The organism is Agrococcus sp. Marseille-Q4369 (genome assembly GCF_018308945.1).
GTDB lineage: Bacteria > Actinomycetota > Actinomycetes > Actinomycetales > Microbacteriaceae > Agrococcus.
Genome location: NZ_CP070501.1, coordinates 1,529,327 through 1,547,527 on the forward strand (window position 1 = coordinate 1,529,327; position 18,201 = coordinate 1,547,527).

An 18,201-nucleotide genomic window follows, 5' to 3' on the forward strand; every position below is an offset into this window, starting at 1 on the left:
CCTCAGTCCTGGGGTTCGGATGCGTCGGCGGCGACCGTGGGGATCGCACCGGTCGCGAGACCGTTCGTCGCCGCGATCGAGGCCGCCACCGAGAAGTCCTGCTCGACCGGCGGCCGGTGCTCGCGGAGCACGAGCAGCGCGCGCGGCGCGATGCGGAGCGCGGTGCCGGCATCGACGCGGCCGTCGTGCGGCTCGTGCGCGCCGGTGTCGATGAGCACGTCCCACGCCTCCGAGTACTCGCTCGGCGGCAGCGTGAGCTCGCGCTCCTCGTCGGAGGCGCTGCAGTAGATGAGGAAGTGGTCGTCGACGATCCGCTCGCCGCGCTCGCCGCGGCCGGCGATGCCGTGGCCGTTCAGGTACATGCCGACGGTCTTCTCGCTCGCCGCGGCATCCCAGTCGCCGTCCTCCATCGGGGTGCCGTCGCCGCGCAGCCACACGATGTCGTTGAGCCGCTCGCCGTTGCCCGTGCGCACCGTCGTGCCGGTGAAGAAGCGCTTCCGGCGGAAGGTCGGGTGGTCGTGGCGCAGCTGCGCGATCGCGGCCGTGAACTCGATGAGCGGCTGGTCGATCGCCGACCAGTCGATCCAGCTGAGCTCGGAGTCCTGCGCGTAGGTGTTGTTGTTGCCCTGCTGCGTGCGGCCGAGCTCGTCGCCGTGCAGGATCATCGGCACGCCCTGGCTCAGCAGCAGCGTCGCGAGGAAGTTGCGCTGCTGGCGGGCGCGGATCGCGAGGATCTCGGGGTCGTCGGTCGGCCCCTCGACGCCGTAGTTGTAGGAGCGGTTGTGGCTCTCGCCGTCGTTGCCGTCCTCGCCGTTGGCCTCGTTGTGCTTCTCGTTGTAGCTGACCAGGTCGCGGAGCGTGAAGCCGTCGTGCGCGGTGACGAAGTTGATGGATGCGACGGGCCGGCGACCGGAGTGCTCGTACAGGTCGGCGGAGCCGGCCAGGCGGCTCGCGAACTCCCCGAGCGCGGTCGGCTCCCCGCGCCAGAAGTCGCGCACCTGGTCGCGGTACTTGCCGTTCCACTCCGTCCACTGCGGCGGGAAGTTGCCCACCTGGTAGCCGCCCGGGCCGATGTCCCACGGCTCGGCGATGAGCTTGACCTGGCTGATCACCGGGTCCTGCTGCACGAGCTCGAAGAAGGTCGACAGCCGGTCGACGTCGTAGAACTCGCGCGCGAGCGTGGAGGCGAGGTCGAAGCGGAAGCCGTCGACGTGCATCTCGGTCACCCAGTAGCGCAGGCTGTCCATGATCATCTGCAGCGCGTGCGGGTGGGCGACGTTGAGGCTGTTGCCCGTGCCGGTGTAGTCCATGTAGAACTGCTCGTCGCCCTCGACGAGCCGGTAGTAGGCCTGGTTGTCGATGCCGCGCCACGAGAGCGTCGGGCCCATGTGGTTGCCCTCGGCGGTGTGGTTGTAGACGACGTCGAGGATGACCTCGATGCCGGCGGCGTGCAGCGCCTTCACCATCGCCTTGAACTCCTGCACCTGCTGGCCGCGCTCGCCCGTTCCCGCGTACTCCGCGTGCGGGGCGAAGAAGCTCAGGGTGTTGTAGCCCCAGTAGTTGCGCAGGCCCTTCTCGAGCAGCACCGCGTCGTGCACGAACTGGTGCACGGGCATGAGCTCGATCGCCGTCACGCCGATCTTCTGCAGGTGGGCGATGATCGACGGATGCGCGAGGCCCGCGTAGGTGCCCCGGAGCGCCTCGGGCAGGTCGGGGTGGGTCTGCGTGAGCCCCTTGACGTGCGCCTCGTAGATGACCGTCTCGTTGTAGGGCGTGCGCGGGTAGCGGTCGCCCGTCCAGTCGAAGAACGGGTTGATGACGACGCCCTTGACCATGTGCGGCGCGGAGTCGTCGTCGTTGCGGCTCAGCGGATCGCCGAAGTTGTAGCTGTGGAGCGGCTGGCCCCACTCGATCGTGCCGCTCGTCGCCTTCGCGTAGGGGTCGAGGAGGAGCTTCGCGGGATTGTGCCGCAGCCCCTGCTCGGGCTCGTAGGGGCCGTGCACGCGGTAGCCGTAGCGCTGCCCGGGCTGCACGCTCGGGAGGTAGGCGTGCCAGACGAAGGCGTCGACCTCGGTCAGCTCGACACGGGTCTCGACGTCGTCGTCATCGAAGAGGCACAGCTCGACGCGCTCGGCCGACTCGGTGAAGATGGCGAAGTTCGTGCCGGTGCCGTCGAAGGTCGCACCCAGCGGGTACGGCTCGCCGGGCCAGACCTGGAGCTCAGGGGCGGAAGCGGTGTCAGTCATCGGGCTGAGTGTATGGCGGGCCTCCTGTGGTGGGGCTGGAGGTCCGGCACCGCTGCTCCCACCGCACTAGTCGCCGACGACGCGCTCCTCGCCGCCCGTGATGCGCAGCAGCTCCTCGTAGCTCAGCATGAAGACGGTGTCGGCGGTGCCGGCCGCCGCCGAGAGCTGCTCGTAGTCGGCGAGCGCGACGTCGACGATCGTGCGGATGGGCTCGGGATGCCCGAGCGGGGCGACGCCGCCGATCACCTGCCCGGTCGCGGCCCGCACCTGCTCCGGCGTCGCGCGCTCGATCGGGCCGGCGCCGAGCTGCTCGGCGAGCGCTGCCGTGTCGACGCGGTGGCGACCCGACGTCATGACGAGCAGGGGCGCATCCGCCATCCAGAAGATGAGCGAGTTGGCGATGGCGCCGACGTCGATGCCGAGCGCCGCCGCCGCGGCCTTCGCCGTGTGCGTGCCCTCGGGGAAGCGGATGATCTCGCGGTCGATGCCGAGCGCGGCGAGCTCTCGCCGGATCGCCTCGGCTCTGGGAGGCAGCGTCATGCCCTCATCATCGCGGAGATCAGGCGATGCGGCTGCCGGGTGCGAGCGTGCCGGCCGGTGCCCGCACCGCGGCGATCGCGCCCCACACCGCGAGCGCCGCGAGCGCGAGGTGGATCGCGAGGCCGACGAACCAGCTGGGCACCGTGCGCTCGTAGACCTCCTCGGCCGTCTCGCCCTCCCACGTGCCGTCCGGCAGGATCTCCGGGCACTCCTCCATGACCGGCGGCAGCTGCGCGTAGCGCACGCCGAGCGCGAGATGGCCGAGCAGGTCGTCGGGGTAGCCGCTCGCGTCGAAGTACGGCGGCACAGCGTCGGCGAGGATCACGTAGGGATTCGCGGCGAGCAGCGGCCACACCCGGTCGGGACGCGGCACGGTCGTCTCGAACGTGCGATCGGTGACGCGGCACGTCGTCGCATCGGTCGTCTCGTCCCAGTCCCACTCGACCTCGTGGTAGGTCTCCTGGCTCTGGAAGGCGATCGTCGCGACGCCGAAGCCGATGAGCGTGCCGACGCTGAAGAACGCGACCACGAGGTAGGTGACGACGGTCGAGAGCACGGGGCGGCGGATGAGCCCGGAGAGTCCGACGCCGATCGCCGAGACGACGCCGATCTCGACCACGACGACCGGGATCGCGATCGCGACCGCCTCGATGCGCAGTCCGCCGAGCAGCGCGGAGCCGAGCATGAACGGCGTGCAGACGGCGAGGAAGCCGAGCGACGCGACCCACGCGCCGAGCACCTTGCCGAGCACGAGCTGCGCGGCCGTCACCTGCGTCACCTGCGTCGCGGCGAGCGTGCCGCCGTCGCGGTCGCCGTTGATGGCGTTGCCGCTCAGCGCGGGCGTCACGAGCGAGGTGACGAGCATGACGAGGAAGATCGTGGTCGAGAAGATCGCGCCGCCGAGGTCGCGCTGGTAGCCGGCGAGCGACAGGAACAGCACGACGATGACGCCGCCGACGACGAGTCCGACGACGACGAGCAGCATGTACCATGCGACGCTCCGCACGCGCTGCGCGAGCTCGAGCCGCACGACCACGCCGAGCATGCGCATCCATGCCCCGACCCCCCGGACGGGAGGGGGCGCAGGCGTCGGCGCCTCGGGCGAGGCGGTCGCTGTCTGGCTCATCGGCGGCCTCCCGCGAGTCCGAGGTAGGTGCGCTCGATGTCGCCGACGGCGGGCGCGAAGTGGACGATCGGCACGCCGGCGGCGACGAGGCGCTGCAGCAGGTCGGCGGCGTGCTCCTCCCGGTCGAGCGCGATGAGGGCGACGTCGCCCTCGAGCCGCACGCGGTCGAAGGCGACGCCGATGCTCGCGAGCTGATAGCTGAGCGCGCGCGGGTCGAGCGCGCGCACGCGCCACTCGCGCGCCGCTTGCCGGGCGAGCACGAGCCGCTCGCCGCCGACGACCTCGCCGCGGTCGACGAAGACGGCGTCCTGCGCGATCTCGTCGAGCTCGGAGAGGTCGTGGCTCGAGATGAGCACGGTGCCGCCCGCGGCCGCGAAGCCGCGCAGCAGCTCGCGCAGCTCGAGCCGCGACGTCGGGTCGAGCCCGGCCGCCGGCTCGTCGAGGAGCAGCACGCGCGGATCGTGCACGAGCGCGCGGGCGAGGCCGAGCCGCTGCTGCTGGCCGCGCGAGAGCACGCGGCTCGGCCGGTTCGCGAGCTCCTCGAGCCGCGCTTGCACGATGAGCTCGTCGGCGCGATCCCGCGCGGCGCCCTCCGGCAGCCCGTGCAGGCGCCCGACGGTGACGAGGATCTGCCGCGGCGAGAGCGTGCGCCAGGTGCCGAGCACGTCGGGCATCCATCCCATCACGCGCCGCACGGCGCGCGGGTCGCGCACCGGGTCGGCACCGGCGACGCGGATCGCGCCCGCGTCGGGGGCGAGCAGCGACGCGAGCATGAGCATGAGCGTCGTCTTGCCGGCGCCGTTCGGACCGATGAGCCCCGTGACGCGCCCCGGCTTCGCGTGGAAGGTCATCTCGCGCACCGCGTGCACGCCGCCGAAGCTGCGGCGCAGCCCGTCGACGACGATGCCGTCGGCGGCGAGGTCGACGCCGTCGTCCGGGCGGACCGGGTCGACGAAGACGGGGGTTGCGGGCAGCGGCTCGGGCGCGCCGGGGCTCGCGGGCGCGCTCAAGACAGCCGCCGGCGGCAGGAGGGACGATCCATAGCCACATCCTGGGGCTCGCGCCCGAGCAGCGGAACAGGCTCGCCCGAAGATCATCCTCTGGCGTGACCCGTGCGCGGCCGCTCGGGGCCGCCGCGCCGTCCTACGCTGGAGGGGTGCCTGCCTCCGCCCGCTCCTTCCTGCGCGGCATCCCGACCGGCGGGCTGCTCGTGGGCGTGCTGCTCGTGCTCGGCTCGATCGCGTCGGTGCAGCTCGGCGCGTCGATCGCGAAGACGGTCTTCGACCGCATCGACCCCGCCGCGCTCACGCTGCTGCGGCTCGTCTTCGCGGCGCTCGTCGTCCTCGCCATCGCGCGCCCGCGCATCCGCTCGTGGAACGCCGCGGCGTGGCGATCGATCGTCTTCCTCGGCCTGACGCTCGCGGGCATGAACCTGCTGTTCTACCTCGCGCTGCCGCGCATCCCGATCGCGGTCGCGGTCACGGTCGAGCTGCTCGGCCCGCTCGTGCTCGCGCTCGTGCAGTCGCGGCGAGCGGTCGACTTCGCGTGGGTCGGCGTCGCGGCGCTCGGCGTCGGCGTCATCGGCGTGCAGTCGCTCGGCGGCGACCTCGACCCGGTCGGCGTGCTGCTCGCGCTCGCGGCCGGCGGCTGCTGGGCCGCCTACATCCTCGCCTCGGCGCAGGTCGGGCAGCGCGTGCCGGGCGTCGGCGGGCTCGCGGGCGCGCTCGTCATCGCGGCGGTCGCGGTGCTGCCGTTCGGCCTCCTCGGCGCGATCGACGCGGTCGCCGCCGACCCGAGCGTGCTGATCCCGGCGTTCGGGATCGCGATGCTCTCGAGCGCGATCGCCTACGGGCTCGAGCTGCTCGCGCTGCGCCGCGTGCCGACGCGCGTGTTCGGCATCCTCATGGCGCTCGAGCCCGCGTCGGCCGCGCTGTTCGGCTTCCTCGTCATCGGCGAGCTGCTGACGGGCTGGGACCTGCTCGCGATCGCGCTCGTCATCGTCGCCTCGGCGGGCGTCGCGCTCACCGCCGCGCGCGCGAGGCGCGAGCCGCCGCCGCTCACCGGCCCGAGCGGGATGCAGCTGCCGCCGCTCCCCTGACCCGGTCGGCGACGACGACGGCGCGGCCTGCCACGATGGATGCGTGGACGGGCACGACGACGACGTGGCGCGCTGGGCGCCGCCCGAGCGCCGCGCCGCAGCGGGCGGCGGCCGCGACGGTCGCGCCGAGCCGGCCGCCCCGTCGGCGGCGGCGCCGTGGACGCGCGGAGCCCGCCAGCCTCGGGAGCGCGCCGACGCAACGGGCGCGCCGGGCACGGGACCTGTGCCGCTGCCGGAGCTGCCGTGGGAGCCGCCGCCTGAAGCCCGGCTGCCGCAAGCGCGTGAGCCGCGCATGTGGCCGATCGCGGTGGGCGTCGCGGCGCTCGCCGTGCTCGCGTGCATCCCCCACTGGGTCGCGCCGACGGTCGCCGTCATGGTGGCGCTCGTCGGCATCCCGATCGCGTGGGGCTTCCGCCGCATCTCGCACGGGCGGCGGCGCGTGCAGTACGTCGTGGTCGTGCTGACGCTGCTGCTCACGGTCGCGCTCTCGGTCGTCGCGCCGCTCGCGTGGCTGCGGCTGGGCGTGCTGCAGCCGCTGCAGCTGCCGAGCTGACGCGAGCCCCGACACGACGAAGGCCCGGTCATCGACCGGGCCTCGTGGAGCGGATGACGGGAATCGAACCCGCGCTATCAGCTTGGGAAGCTGAAGTTCTGCCATTGAACTACATCCGCAGCGCCGCTCTCGCGGCGTCTCCCATCGTACGGCACCTCGACCGGTCGCGCATCGGTGGCCGCTCGCATCCCCGACCGGGTGGGTGGTCGAGCGAGGGCGGCAGGGGCTCCCGGCAGCGCCGAACCGGTCGGGCGGGCCTCAGGTCGGCGCGACGGCGCGCACCGGTCAGTCGCAGTGCTCGAGCGTGGCGACTCGCGCGCCGAGCGTCCCCTCGGTGCCGAGCAGCAACACCTCGCTCGGCCGGTAGGTGCTCTCGAGCATCGCGAGCGTGCCGGCCGGCACGCACGTGGGGGTCGAGAGCAGCAGCGGTCCCACCCGGTTCGCGACCGCGACGGCCGCGAGCGCGTCGGCGAAGTCGTAGCCCGAGGCGAGCAGCACCGTCTCCTGCTCGGCGACCGAGCCGCGCCGCGCCGCGAGCGCATTGGTCGCGAAGCGGTCGATGCCCGAGAGCCGCGAGGCTCGGACGCCGGTGACGTCGGCGATCGAGCGCTCGGCGGCGACCGACACCGACGGCGTGCCGCCAACGACGGTGACCGAGACGAGGCTGCGCTCGTCGAGGTAGTCGTGCAGCGCCGGCGCGAGCTCGCCGGGCGGCGTGAGCAGCACCGGCGCGCCGCGCAGGGCAGCGATCGGCGCGGCGCTCAGCGCATCGGCGAAGCGGAGCCCCGAGGCGATGAATGCCTCGGCCGAGCCGGGGAACGCGTCGCGGGCGATCGCCGCGCTCGTCGCGTACCGGTCGGCGCCCGCGACGCGATCGACCTGCGCGAGCGGCATCAGCTCGCGGACGGCTGCCTCGACGCCCGCGGAGATCGCCCCGTAGCCGCCGACGACGACGACCCTCGCGGGAGCGAGCCGGGCGAGCTCCTCGCCGACCGACGGCGGCAGCTGCTCGCGTCGGGTCAGCAGCAGGGCACCACCGGGCTGAGCCGCGGCCGGGGCCGCGCTCAGCGCGTCGGCGAATGCCTCGCCCGAGACGAGGTAGGCGGTCTGCGTGACCGCTGGGTCGTTGCAGCGGCGCGAGAGCAGCACCGCAGACTCGAAGCGGTCGGCGCCCGCGACCCGCGACACCGTCGGTCCGGTCGGGGCGGGCGGCGCGGCCGGCTCGAGGCTCGCCGCACCCTCGGCGCCGATCGCGTCGAGCCACGAGCGCACGTCGACGAACGCGTCGATCGCATCCGCATCCCGGTAGCGCCCGAAGTGCACGGTGCCGTACATCTTCCCGTCGTCGCCGATCGCGATGCCGACGCCCATGACGGTGAAGTCGCGCGTCAGCGCGGCCTCGTGCGGCGGCGACGCGATCCACTGGTCGACGAGGCCGAGGGCGTCGCGATCCCAGCGCGGCGCGATGATCTCGCCCTCGCGAGACGAGCCGCGAGGGAGGTGCGACCCCGGGTCGGGACTGTGGGCGAAGACGCCCGTCTCGGCCATCTCGAGGCTCCACTCGAGCGACCCGTCCGAGATCTCGGGCGAGAACAGCAGCGGCTCGAGGTCCTTCGCCGCGCGGCAGGCGTTGATGCCGTCGAAGACGGCGGCGACGCGCTCGACCTGCGCGGGCACCTCGGGCGGCACGGGCGCCGGCGTCGGGGCGGCGGCGATGACGCCGATGCCTACCATCGCGGCGGTCACGACCGCCAGCAGCTGCTGCTTCATTGGGAGCCCGCGGCCCGTTCGGCCGTCCCCGTCGACGGCGCGCAGGGGCAACGTAACACCGTCCGCACTGTCCCCCAGCGCTCTCGGCGACTCTTGAGCCAAGCCTGCACGAAGACGGCGACGCCCCGCATCGGCTCATCGCGCGATCAATCGCCCGCGCCTCCCGCGCGGCACGCGACTACGGCGCGGAGGGCTTGGAGCGGTGCGCGATCACGTCGGCCTGATCGGGGTGCTTCTCGAGCCAGCGCTGCACGAACGTGCACTGCGGCACGATCCGTCGACCTGCCTCCCGCGCCTCCCCGATCGCGAACGCGGCGAGCGCGCTGCCGACGCCGTGGCCGCCGAACGCCTCCCCGACGACGGTGTGCTGGAGCGTGCGCTCCCCCGTCTCCTCGTCATCGGCGTACGAGAGCACCCCGGCGAGCTGGCTGCCGATGTGCGCCTCGAAGCGCGAGCGGTCGGAGTCGTCGCCGACGACCACGTGGGTGCCTGACGCTGCGGGATCGGTCATGCCGCCCATCCAACCCCGAAGGCGGATGGGCGGCAAGGCTCACGCGGAGCTATCGCGCTGCGGGTGGCTGTGCCCCGTCACCGCGTCGTCGGCGCTGCCGCGCACGGGGGTCGCGTAGGTGCGCACATGGAGCCGCACCGCCTCCTCCTCCTCGGCCTTGCCCTGGCGCTTGCGGCGGCGGGCCGCCGCGAGGTTGAGGCTCTCGACGAGCACCGCGAACACCATCGGGCCGTAGATGAACGCCTTGTCGATGTGGAAGCCGAAGCCCTCGGCGATGAGGAACACGCCGATGAGCAGCAGGAACGACAGCGCGAGCATCTTGACCGTCGGGTGGCGGTTGACGAACTCGAAGATGTAACGAGCGGCGAACAGCAGGATGCCGAACGAGATGACGACCGCGCTGATGATGACGATCATGTTGCTCGTCATGCCGACCGCGGTGATGACCGAGTCGAGCGAGAACACGAGGTCCATCGCGAGGATCTGGGCGAGCACGGCGCCGAAGGTCGCCTTCGCGGCGGTCGAGACGTGCGAGTCCTCCTCGCCCTCGAGCTTGAGGTGGATCTCGTGGATCGCCTTGTAGAGCAGGAACCCGCCGCCGCCGATGAGGATGAGCTCTCGACCCGAGAACCCCATCCCGAAGACGGTGAAGAGGTCGTCGTTGAGGGTGATGATCCAGCCGGCCAGCAGCACGAGGCCGACGCGCATGACCATCGCGAGCGTGAGCCCGAGGGTGCGCGCCTTCGCCTGCTGCGACTCGGGGAGCTTCGCGGCGAGGATCGAGATGAAGATGACGTTGTCGACGCCGAGCACGATCTCGAGCACGAACAGTGTGAGGAAGATCGCGACGAGGTCGGGCGTGAGCTCTAGTGAGAAGTCCATGTCGAGTGGATCGTAGGGCGCGGATCCTGCGAATCCCTCCTCGGGCCCGCCCCGCTCACGGCACCCGGTGGAGCCACTCCTCGGTCGCGAACTTCGAGCGGATGCGCTCCTCGGCCTCGGCGAGCTCGGCCCCGGTGAGCGAGCCCTCGGTGCCGCCGTGGAGCCTCCGGAACGTGCCCTTGAGCGCCTCCTGCACCTCGGCCTTCGCCATGCCGGTCTGCGACTTGAGCGGGTCGACGCGCTTCTTCGCGCTCGTGGTGCCCTTGTCGCTCAGCTTCTCGCGGCCGATGCGCAGCACCTGCGTCATCTTGTCGGCGTCGATGTCGTAGGACATCGTCGCGTGGTGCAGCACCGCGCCGGAGGCGAGCCGCTTCTGGGCTGCGCCGCCGATCTTGCCCTGCGACGAGGTGATGTCGTTGAGCGGCGCGTAGAACGCGTCGATGCCGAGCCCCTTGAGCGCCCCGATGACCCACGCATCCAGGAACGCGTACGAGTCCTGGAAGCTCATGCCCTGCACGAGGTCGCCCGGCACGTAGAGGGAGTAGGTGATTGCGTTGTCGGGCTCGGAGAACATCGCGCCGCCGCCGGTGATGCGGCGGATGACGGGGATGCCGTAGCGCTGCGCGTTCTCGGGGTCGACCTCGTTGCGGTACGACTGGAACGAGCCGAGGTAGACGGCGGGCCCCGCGAGGTTCCAGAAGCGCAGGGTCGGTCCGCGCGAGCCGGCGCCGACGGCCTCGGTGAGCACCTCGTCGAGCGCGACGTGCACGATCGGCAATCGCGGCTCGTCGTCGATGATCGTCCACTCGTAGTCGCTGAACGAGCTCGCGTGCTGCAGCGCGCGCCGGGTCGCGACGCCGACCGACTCGGGCGTGAAGCCGAGCAGCACCGCCTCCTGCGGCAGTGCGCGCTTGATCGCCTCTCCGATCTCGGCGGCGGTCGCGGTGACGGGGAGGCCGTTGACGGCCGCGTCGATCGTGCCGAGCGCGTCGTCGGGCTCGAGGAAGAAGTCGCCCGCGAGGCGGAAGCCGGCGATGCGGCCGTCCTGCTCCTCGAGGTCGACCACCACGAGCTTGCCGCCGGGGACCTTGTACTCGCCGTGCATGGCCCCAGCCTAAGAGGCGGTGGCAGCGACCGCGCGCGGGCGGGCGAGCCGCGGACCGCGCAGCGTCGCGGTCGACCACGCGCGCATGACGCGATGCGCGTCGGCCCGCGGCTGCGGCCACGAGAGGAAGACGTCGTGGATGGCGTCCTCGATCCGCGCGATCGTGACGAGCGATCCGATCCTCGTCGCCGCGCGGGCGATGTCGTCGACCGTGAGCACCGAGTCGGATCTCGTCAGCCCGTCGACCCACCGGAACGGCGGCATCGAGCGCGCCGAGAGCAGCACGAGCGCGGGACAGCCGACGTCGACGCCGGCCCCGATCTGCTGGTGACCGGCGAGGACGGCGTTGAGCCAGCCGGGGTGGATCGCGAACGCCTCGGAGGGACGCCAGCGCTCTCGCCCCTCGGCGGCGGGGAGCGAGCCGATCTCGCGCTGCGCCCGCGCGTAGGTGCTCAGCTCGATCGCGGGCGGAGCGCTGAGCGGCGCGACCCGCGCGTGGGCCCGCAGCAGCGGCGCGATCGCCTGCCGCGCGACCGCACCCGTCTGCAGCTCGAGCCACGGGCTGTTGAGGATGAGCGCAGCGGCGACGCCCGGGTGCCGCGCGGCCCAGAGCGTGAGCGTGAGGCCGCCGGTCGAGTGGCCGAGCAGCACGAGCCGCCGCGAGCGCTCCGCACCGGCATGGCCCATCGCCTCGAGGGCCGCGGCGATGTCGTCGTCGTAGGCGTCGAGCGAGTCGACGTAGCCGGGCGTCTGCCCGTCGCGCAGCGAGCGGCCGTACTTGCGCAGGTCGAGCGCGTAGAAGCGGGCGCCGAGATCGTTCCACGCCCGCGCGAGCCCTGCTTGGAAGAAGTAGTCCGACCAGCCGTGCACGTACAGGACATCGACGTCGGCGAGCGGCGCGAGCATCCGCTGCCCCAGGCTCGGCAGGCTGCGCACTAGCGTCGCGACGACCTCCCCCTCGGCGTCGTCGCCGAGCGGGAGCGTGCGCTGCTCGAACGGGGCGCCGAGCACGTCGGGGATCCACGGCTCGGCCATCGAGCCAGCCTAAGCGCCGGGCGTCTCGACCCGGGGCTCGAACAGGCGCTCGTCGAGCCACGCGGCCAGGTCGTCGAGCACCTTGGCGCGATTGATCTCGTTGAAGATCTCGTGCCGCGCGCCGGGGTAGATCGTCAGCGTCACGTCGTCGAGGCCGCCGCGACGGCGGTAGGCCTCCGCGAGCCGTCGCAGCGACTTCGCGCCGCCGAGCGAGTCGTCGGAGCCGCCCGCGATGAGCAGCGGGATGGGCGGCTGGATGCGCTTCGGCACGCCGTACAGGCGACGCCCGTCGACGACGCCCAAGGATCGGCGCGCGTCGGCGGGGAAGGTGAGCGGGTCGTCGACGAACGCGGTGATGACGGCAGGATCTCGGGAGAGCCACTCGAAGCCGGTCGTGCCGAGGTGGGCGTGGCGCGCGTTGAGGTCGCCGGCATTCATCCAGCCCGGCACGCGATAGGCGGTACCGCTCAGGACCGCCGCATCGACGAGATCGCTGTGGCTGTTGAGCAGGATCTGGGTGGAGAGCGAGCCCCACGAGTGACCCAGGATCGCGATCGGGATCGCGGGGTGCTCTGCCCGCATCCGCTTGAGCGCGTTCACGAGGTCGCCCACGACGGCGCGCACGCCCCCGGGACCGACCCGGCCGAGCTTCGTGAGGTCGCCGCCATGCTGCTCGACGCCCGTCGCGCCGTGCCCGCGCTGGTCGATCGCCCAGACGGCGTAGCCGGCCTGCACGAGGCGTTGTGCGACGTGCTCGTAGCGCAGCGCGTGCTCGCCGAGACCGTGCGCGATGAGCACCGCTCCCTTGGGCTTCCCCGGCTGCCACTTGTAGAGGTGGATCGTGACCCCCTGGAGGTCGACGAACGTCGACTCGTCGCGGAGGGCGGTGATCTGCATGTCGCGGAGTCTACGTCGACTGCTCGGGAGCCGCCGTCAGCGCGGCCGGGTGAGTGTCGGGAGCCGCGAGCGCGCCGCGCACGACGGCCTCGAGCAGCGGCCGCGGGTCGCGCTCGTCGTGATGTGCGATGCGGTGCAGGACGATGCCCTCGCTCGCGGAGCGCAGGCGCTCGTCGCGAGACGCTTCGAGGAAGAGCGCGAGCCGCGCTGCGGGCCGGGAAGCAGCGCTCGTCTTGGCACGGAGCGAAGATGCGGCGATCTTTCGCGCGTTGCGCCCGATCGCGTCGGCCACCGCGGCGCATAGCCTCGGGAGCGGTTCGGCACCTTCGATCCCTCGGCCACGCTCGCCACCCGCGAGCAGCACGGCCCCGTGAGCGCCCGCTCGGCGACCCGTCCGACGCGATGGCGACGCATCCCTCGCACCACTCCTGCCGAAACTTGGAGCACTCTTGACCCAGCTCATGCCCGCGCCGACGCGCCAGGCCGACCCGACGCATCCCCACCCCACGACCGAGACGGCAGGGCACGCGATCGTGCGCGTGCTCGAGGAGCACGGCATCCGGCGCGCATTCGTCGTGCCGGGCGAGAGCTACCTCGAGGTGCTCGACGGCCTGCACGACTCCAGCATCGAGACGGTCGTGTGCCGCCACGAGGGCGGCGCGGCGTACATGGCGGAGGCGGAGGGCAAGCTCGGGCCGCTGCCCGGCATCGCGATGGTGACGCGCGGACCGGGAGCGGCGAACGCGCTCGTCGGCGTGCACACCGCGTGGCAGGACTCGACGCCGATGGTGCTCTTCATCGGCCTGATCCCGCTCGCGCACCGCCACAAGGAGGCGTTCCAGGAGTTCGACGTCGACGGCTGGTTCGCCGCCGGCGCGAAGAGCGTCGTCACGCTCGACGTCGCCGAGCGCGCACAGGAGGTCGTCGCCGACGCGCTGTTCCTCGCGCGCGCGGGGCGCCCCGGGCCGGTCGTGGTCGGGCTGCCGGAGGACGTCATCCGCGAGTCGATCGAGCGCCACCCGCAGCCGCAGCTGCCGGTCGCCGACGGCGGCATGACCGCGCACGACCTCGACGCCTTGCGGGAAGCGCTCGCGAGCGCCGAGAAGCCGCTGTTCGTCACCGGCGGCAGCGATTGGGACGCCGACGCATCCGACCGCCTCACGCGCTGGCTCGAGCGGCACCGCCTGCCCGCGGTCGCCGAGTGGCGCACCGAGGGGATCGTGCCGTTCGGCTCCCCCTCCTACGCCGGCCCGATCGGCTACGGCCGGCCGAAGCCGACGCTCGACGTGCTCGAGGAGTGCGACCTGCTCGTCTTCGTCGGCACGCTCCCCGGCGACGTCGTCACGAACGGCTTCCTCGTGCGGCAGGGCTGGCAGCGGCGGAACTTCCTCGTCTCGATCGACCCGACGCTGCGCGGCCGCTCGGGCGCCGTGAGCCACCACATCCTCGCTCGCCCGAGCGCCTTCGCCCGCGACCTCGAGCGCATCGAGCTCGCTCCCGACGAGCGCCGCGCCGAGTGGACCGCGAGGCTCCGCGACCAGCAGGTCGCCTTCAGCGCGCTCCCGGGCCTCGAGCCCGGCGCGGGCCGCGCCTCGATGGCGACCGTCATGGCGCACCTCGTGCCGCAGCTCGAGCACGACGCGCTCGTCACCTTCGGCGCCGGCGAGCACACGAACTGGGCGCACCGCTACTTCCCCACGCGCGCCTACCCCTCGATGGTGAGCTGCGGCAACGGGTCGATGGGCTACTCGATCCCCTCGGCGGTCGCCGCCTCGCTGCACTTCCCCGAGCGGCAGGTCGTCTCGATCGCGGGCGACGGGGAGTTCCTCATGAACGGGCAGGAGCTCGCGACCGCCGCGCAGGTCGGCGCGACGCCGCTCGTCGTGCTCGTCGACAACCGGGAGTACGGCACCATCCGCACGCACCAGGAGCGCCGCCACCCCGGCCGCGTCTCGGGCACGCAGCTCGAGAACCCCGACTTCGCGATGCTCGCGCGCGCCTACGGCGGGCACGGCATCGCGGTCGAGCGCGACGCCGACGTGCCGGCCGCGGTCGCGGAGGCGGTGCGGCTCTGGCGCGAGGGCGAGCGGTTCGTGCTGCTCCACGTCGTCACGGAGCAGCGCGAGCAGGCCTACTGAGCGGTGCGGATGCGCGGTGTGGCCGGGCGGCCGGCCGCCGGCCGCGCTCGGCGCGCGATCGCGAGGGCCGCGAGCGCGAGCAGGGCGCCGAGCACGCCGCCGACGCCGTTCGCGAGCGCATCGTCGGCCGCGCACGAGCGGCCGAGCGCCGGCGCGAGCGCCTGCACCGCCTCGATCGCGACGGCGAGCGCGACCACGACCGCGGCGCCGAGCGCCGGCTTGCGCGTCGCGACGCCGACGAGCAGCGCGAGCGGCACCGTGAGCACGACGTTCGCGAGCGGCTCCGGCGCCGTGAGCCGAGCCTCGAGCTCGAGCACGCAGCCGGCCTCGAGCTCGCGACCGGTCGGGCTCAGGGTCAGGACGAGGACCGCGAGCGCCGCGAGAGCGGCGAGGATCCACGCCGCGCGCGGTCGGCCCACGAGCAGCGCGCCGATGAGCGGGCACACGAGCACGAGCGCGGCAAGGGCCGCGGGCGCGAGCCACGGGTAGGCGGCGAGGATCGTCGAGAGCACCTCGAGACGGTAGCCGGGATCGCCGCTCGCGCGCGTCGCCCGAGCGGATGACGGCGGACTACGATCCGAGAGGCGGTCGCCGCCGCCCGGACCACCGAAGGAACCGCATGTTCACCTGGCGCCTCCGCGACGCGTCGCGACTCACCGCATCCGACCTCGTGCTCCCCGAGGAGCGGCTCGCCTGGCCACGCACGATCGGCCTCGGCATGCAGCACGTCGTGGCGATGTTCGGCGCGACCTTCCTCGTGCCGATCATCACCGGCTTCCCACCGTCGACGACGCTGCTGTTCTCAGGGCTCGGCACGATGCTGTTCCTCCTCATCACGAAGAACCGGCTCCCGAGCTACCTCGGCTCGTCGTTCGCCTTCCTCGCGCCGATCGGCGCGGCGACCGAGATCGGCGGCCCCGGCTTCGCCCTCTCGGGCGTCATCCTCGTCGGGCTGCTGCTCGCGCTCGTCGGCGTCGTCGTGCACTTCTCGGGCACCCGCTGGATCGGCGCGGTCATGCCGCCGGTCGTCTCGGGCACGATCGTCGCGCTCATCGGCTTCAACCTCGCCCCGGCCGCGCGCGACAACTTCGTGAAGGACCCGCTGCTCGCGGCCATCACGCTGCTCGCGATCGTCGTGACGTCGGTGCTCTTCCGCGGCATGGTCGCGCGCCTCGCCATCCTGCTGGGCGTCGTCCTCGGCTACGTCATCGCGCTGCTGACGGGCCGCGTCGACCCCGACAAGCTCGAGGCGATCGAGGATGCCGCGTGGATCGGGCTCCCGACCTTCACGTCGCCGACCTTCGATCCCGCGCTGCTGCCGGCGATCCTCATGTTCGTGCCGGTCGTGCTGCCGCTCGTGGCCGAGAACCTCGGGCACGTCAAGGGCGTCGGCCAGCTGCTCGACCGCGACCTCGACCCGCTCGCGGGCCGCGCGCTCTTCGCCGATGGCATCGCCACCACCATCGCGGGCACGTTCGGCGGCTCGCCGACGACCACGTACGGCGAGAACATCGGCGTCATGAGCGCGACGCGCGTGTTCTCGACGGCCGCCTACTGGATCGCCGCGATCACCGCGGTGCTGCTGGGCCTGAGCCCCAAGGTGGGCGCCGTCATCTTCGCGACCCCCGACGGCGTGCTCGGCGGTGTCACGACGGCGCTCTACGGCCTCATCGGCATCATCGGCGTGCGCATCTGGGTCGAGAACAAGGTCGACTTCTCGATCCCGCGCAACCAGTTCGCCGCCGGTGTCGGCCTCATCGTGGCGATCGCCGACTTCACGCTCGCCTCGGGGCAGATCTCGTTCGGCGGCATCGTGCTCGGCACGGTCGCGACCCTCGTGATCTACCACCTCATGGCCGCGCTCGAGCGGCTCCGCGGCCGCCCCGAGGCGGCGCGCGACGACCACGCGCCGCCCGCGACGACGACGACCGACTGAGGCCCCGCGCCGCTCAGCCGGCGAGGGCGAAGCGGCGCGGGTCGAGGAAGCCGATGTCGGCGAAGGGTTCCTCGCCGACCGCGAGCTGCGCCGCGAGCTCGCCGAGCGCGGCGGCGTGCTTGAACGAGTGCCCCGAGCAGCCGCCCGCGACGACGACCCGGCCCGTCGCATCCGTCGGCCCGACGAGGAACTGCCCGTCGGGCGTGTGCGCCATGGTGCACGTCGTCGACTCGGCCGGCTCGGGCTCGAGGTCGGGGAAGGTCGCCGCGACGAGCGCCGCGATGCCGTCGGTCTCGCCAGCGTGCACCTCGCGGTCGATCGCGTCGGGATCGTCGGGCGCGAACGGTCCGTCGAACTCGGGCCCGACCTTCGCGAGATCGCCCTCGAGCGCCCCGTGGCCCCAGATCCACTGCCCGGTGCCCGGCGCGGTGCGGATGAAGACCGGCAGTCGGTCGATGGATGCGTCGTGGCCGTCGCTCGCGCGGAACCACGTCATGACCACGCGGTGCGGGACGAGCGGCACCTCGGCCAGCTGCCCGAGCCACGGGCCTGCGGCCACGACGACCCGGCGGGCGCGCACGTCGCCGCCGGCGAGCCGGACCGTCACGCCACCGTCATCCGACTCGATGGCGAGCACCCGCTCGCCCGTGCGGATGCGCGCACCGGCGGCGCGAGCGGCGTCGACGGCCGCGACGATCGCAGCCTCGGGCCGCAGGATCCCCGCCTCCGGGTCCCACAGCCCGATGTCGCCGGGCTCGAGCCGCGCGTGCCCTGGGAGCCTCCGCACGATCTCGTCGGCGGTGAGCCGCTCGACCGGCAGGTCGTGCTCCCGTGCCGCGGCGAGCGTGCCCTCGATGATGCGCGATCCCGGCCGACCGATCATGACCGCGCCGGTCTCGAGCAGCAGCTCCTCCCCGCTCGAGGCCTCGAGCTCGCGCCACAGCTCGCGCGCGCGGCGCGCGATGGGCGTGAGCCCCGGGTGCTCGAGGCACGCGACGCGGAACAGCCGCGAGCGGCCGTGCGAGCCGCCCCACGCGTGGCCCGGCTTGTGCTGGTCGATCCCGACGACGTCGAGGCCGCGAGCGGCGAGCCGCCACGCGGCGCTCGAGCCGATCGCGCCGAGCCCGACGACCGCGACGTCCGCGACCTCCCCGCTGTCCGTGACGTCCCTCTGCGCACCCATGCTCGAACGGTACCGACGCGCCTGGCTGCCCGACGCATCCGCCCGCAACAGGAGGACACGCTCGCGATATCCGACGGATTTGAACGATCGGGGCCGCGGAGGAATACCCTGTCGGCACGACCCGTTGCACTGACTGTTCGATTTTGAAAGACGTGCTCGCGACGGAAGGACACCCCATGAG

The 18,201-nt window shown here is 72.9% G+C and carries 17 protein-coding genes and 1 tRNA gene; 4 read left to right on the forward strand and 14 right to left on the reverse strand.

Annotated features, from left to right (window positions below):
- Positions 1-2 precede the first annotated feature (2 nt).
- From glgX to JSQ78_RS07665, 4 genes are all read right to left on the reverse strand, one after another.
- On the reverse strand, positions 3-2,246 hold the full coding sequence (glgX, locus tag JSQ78_RS07650; protein WP_211446805.1) for a glycogen debranching protein GlgX: 2,244 nt from the start codon (positions 2,244-2,246) through the stop codon (positions 3-5).
- Positions 2,247-2,312: 66 nt separating this feature from the next.
- A complete protein-coding gene (locus JSQ78_RS07655) occupies positions 2,313-2,786 on the reverse strand; it encodes a YbaK/EbsC family protein (RefSeq protein WP_211446807.1) in 474 nt (157 codons plus the stop codon).
- Positions 2,787-2,805: 19 nt separating this feature from the next.
- Entirely contained in the window at positions 2,806-3,837 is a 1,032-nt protein-coding gene (locus JSQ78_RS07660) for an ABC transporter permease (RefSeq protein WP_211446808.1), read from the reverse strand.
- A gap of 71 nt (positions 3,838-3,908) precedes the next feature.
- Complete coding sequence (locus JSQ78_RS07665) at positions 3,909-4,922, reverse strand: ABC transporter ATP-binding protein (RefSeq protein WP_249295535.1); 1,014 nt, start codon at positions 4,920-4,922, stop codon at positions 3,909-3,911.
- 146 nt (positions 4,923-5,068) lie between these two features.
- Between JSQ78_RS07665 and JSQ78_RS07670 the strand changes: the two genes are divergently transcribed.
- Both JSQ78_RS07670 and JSQ78_RS07675 read left to right on the forward strand, forming a co-directional pair.
- Positions 5,069-6,010, forward strand: coding sequence for an EamA family transporter (locus tag JSQ78_RS07670; RefSeq protein WP_211446809.1), 942 nt, complete (start codon positions 5,069-5,071; stop codon positions 6,008-6,010).
- Between the two features lie 43 nt (positions 6,011-6,053).
- The gene (locus JSQ78_RS07675; RefSeq protein WP_211446810.1) at positions 6,054-6,563 is read left to right on the forward strand and encodes a hypothetical protein; all 510 of its coding nucleotides are present in this window, start codon (positions 6,054-6,056) and stop codon (positions 6,561-6,563) included.
- A gap of 45 nt (positions 6,564-6,608) precedes the next feature.
- On the opposite strand, the gene JSQ78_RS07680 is transcribed toward JSQ78_RS07675, so the two are convergent.
- The 8 genes from JSQ78_RS07680 to JSQ78_RS07715 all read right to left on the reverse strand — a co-directional run bounded on the left by JSQ78_RS07680 (position 6,609) and on the right by JSQ78_RS07715 (position 13,055).
- A tRNA-Gly gene (locus JSQ78_RS07680) sits at positions 6,609-6,682 on the reverse strand.
- A 166-nt stretch (positions 6,683-6,848) separates the two neighbouring features.
- Positions 6,849-8,333, reverse strand: coding sequence for a cell wall-binding repeat-containing protein (locus tag JSQ78_RS07685; RefSeq protein WP_211446811.1), 1,485 nt, complete (start codon positions 8,331-8,333; stop codon positions 6,849-6,851).
- A 178-nt stretch (positions 8,334-8,511) separates the two neighbouring features.
- Positions 8,512-8,844 carry a GNAT family N-acetyltransferase gene (locus JSQ78_RS07690; RefSeq protein ID WP_211446812.1) on the reverse strand — a complete coding sequence of 111 codons (333 nt, stop codon included), beginning with the start codon at positions 8,842-8,844 and terminating at the stop codon, positions 8,512-8,514.
- Positions 8,845-8,883: 39 nt separating this feature from the next.
- A complete protein-coding gene (locus JSQ78_RS07695; protein ID WP_211446813.1) occupies positions 8,884-9,726 on the reverse strand; it encodes a TerC family protein in 843 nt (280 codons plus the stop codon).
- Between the two features lie 55 nt (positions 9,727-9,781).
- The gene (lplAB, locus tag JSQ78_RS07700) at positions 9,782-10,831 is read right to left on the reverse strand and encodes a lipoate-protein ligase LplAB (RefSeq protein WP_211446814.1); all 1,050 of its coding nucleotides are present in this window, start codon (positions 10,829-10,831) and stop codon (positions 9,782-9,784) included.
- A 9-nt stretch (positions 10,832-10,840) separates the two neighbouring features.
- Positions 10,841-11,866, reverse strand: coding sequence for an alpha/beta hydrolase (locus tag JSQ78_RS07705; RefSeq protein WP_211446816.1), 1,026 nt, complete (start codon positions 11,864-11,866; stop codon positions 10,841-10,843).
- A 9-nt stretch (positions 11,867-11,875) separates the two neighbouring features.
- Positions 11,876-12,763, reverse strand: coding sequence for an alpha/beta hydrolase (locus JSQ78_RS07710; protein ID WP_211446818.1), 888 nt, complete (start codon positions 12,761-12,763; stop codon positions 11,876-11,878).
- A 10-nt stretch (positions 12,764-12,773) separates the two neighbouring features.
- Entirely contained in the window at positions 12,774-13,055 is a 282-nt protein-coding gene (locus tag JSQ78_RS07715; RefSeq protein ID WP_211446820.1) for a hypothetical protein, read from the reverse strand.
- 169 nt (positions 13,056-13,224) lie between these two features.
- Here JSQ78_RS07715 and JSQ78_RS07720 point away from each other — a divergent pair, with 169 nt between their 5' ends.
- A complete protein-coding gene (locus JSQ78_RS07720; RefSeq protein WP_211450557.1) occupies positions 13,225-14,901 on the forward strand; it encodes a thiamine pyrophosphate-dependent enzyme in 1,677 nt (558 codons plus the stop codon).
- Here the strand turns inward: JSQ78_RS07720 and JSQ78_RS07725 are convergent.
- On the reverse strand, positions 14,895-15,413 hold the full coding sequence (locus JSQ78_RS07725) for a VanZ family protein (protein WP_211446821.1): 519 nt from the start codon (positions 15,411-15,413) through the stop codon (positions 14,895-14,897). The genes JSQ78_RS07720 and JSQ78_RS07725 overlap by 7 nt on opposite strands.
- A 107-nt stretch (positions 15,414-15,520) precedes the next feature.
- Here JSQ78_RS07725 and JSQ78_RS07730 point away from each other — a divergent pair, with 107 nt between their 5' ends.
- Entirely contained in the window at positions 15,521-16,837 is a 1,317-nt protein-coding gene (locus JSQ78_RS07730; protein ID WP_211446822.1) for a uracil-xanthine permease family protein, read from the forward strand.
- Positions 16,838-16,850: 13 nt separating this feature from the next.
- On the opposite strand, the gene solA is transcribed toward JSQ78_RS07730, so the two are convergent.
- Positions 16,851-18,020 carry an N-methyl-L-tryptophan oxidase gene (gene solA / locus JSQ78_RS07735; RefSeq protein WP_211446823.1) on the reverse strand — a complete coding sequence of 390 codons (1,170 nt, stop codon included), beginning with the start codon at positions 18,018-18,020 and terminating at the stop codon, positions 16,851-16,853.
- Between the last annotated feature and the right edge of the window lie 181 nt (positions 18,021-18,201).

Excerpts from the sequence above, each read along its gene's own strand:
- glgX (WP_211446805.1), bottom strand. The coding sequence starts at position 2,246 with ATGACTGACACCGCTTCCGCCCCTGAGCTCCAGGTCTGGCCCGGCGAG.
- JSQ78_RS07655 (WP_211446807.1), bottom strand. The coding sequence starts at position 2,786 with ATGACGCTGCCTCCCAGAGCCGAGGCGATCCGGCGAGAGCTCGCCGCG.
- JSQ78_RS07660 (WP_211446808.1), bottom strand. The coding sequence starts at position 3,837 with ATGCGCATGCTCGGCGTGGTCGTGCGGCTCGAGCTCGCGCAGCGCGTG.
- JSQ78_RS07685 (WP_211446811.1), bottom strand. The coding sequence starts at position 8,333 with ATGAAGCAGCAGCTGCTGGCGGTCGTGACCGCCGCGATGGTAGGCATC.
- JSQ78_RS07690 (WP_211446812.1), bottom strand. The coding sequence starts at position 8,844 with ATGACCGATCCCGCAGCGTCAGGCACCCACGTGGTCGTCGGCGACGAC.
- JSQ78_RS07695 (WP_211446813.1), bottom strand. The coding sequence starts at position 9,726 with ATGGACTTCTCACTAGAGCTCACGCCCGACCTCGTCGCGATCTTCCTC.
- lplAB (WP_211446814.1), bottom strand. The coding sequence starts at position 10,831 with ATGCACGGCGAGTACAAGGTCCCCGGCGGCAAGCTCGTGGTGGTCGAC.
- JSQ78_RS07705 (WP_211446816.1), bottom strand. The coding sequence starts at position 11,866 with ATGGCCGAGCCGTGGATCCCCGACGTGCTCGGCGCCCCGTTCGAGCAG.
- JSQ78_RS07710 (WP_211446818.1), bottom strand. The coding sequence starts at position 12,763 with ATGCAGATCACCGCCCTCCGCGACGAGTCGACGTTCGTCGACCTCCAG.
- JSQ78_RS07720 (WP_211450557.1), top strand. The coding sequence starts at position 13,225 with ATGCCCGCGCCGACGCGCCAGGCCGACCCGACGCATCCCCACCCCACG.
- JSQ78_RS07730 (WP_211446822.1), top strand. The coding sequence starts at position 15,521 with ATGTTCACCTGGCGCCTCCGCGACGCGTCGCGACTCACCGCATCCGAC.
- solA (WP_211446823.1), bottom strand. The coding sequence starts at position 18,020 with ATGGGTGCGCAGAGGGACGTCACGGACAGCGGGGAGGTCGCGGACGTC.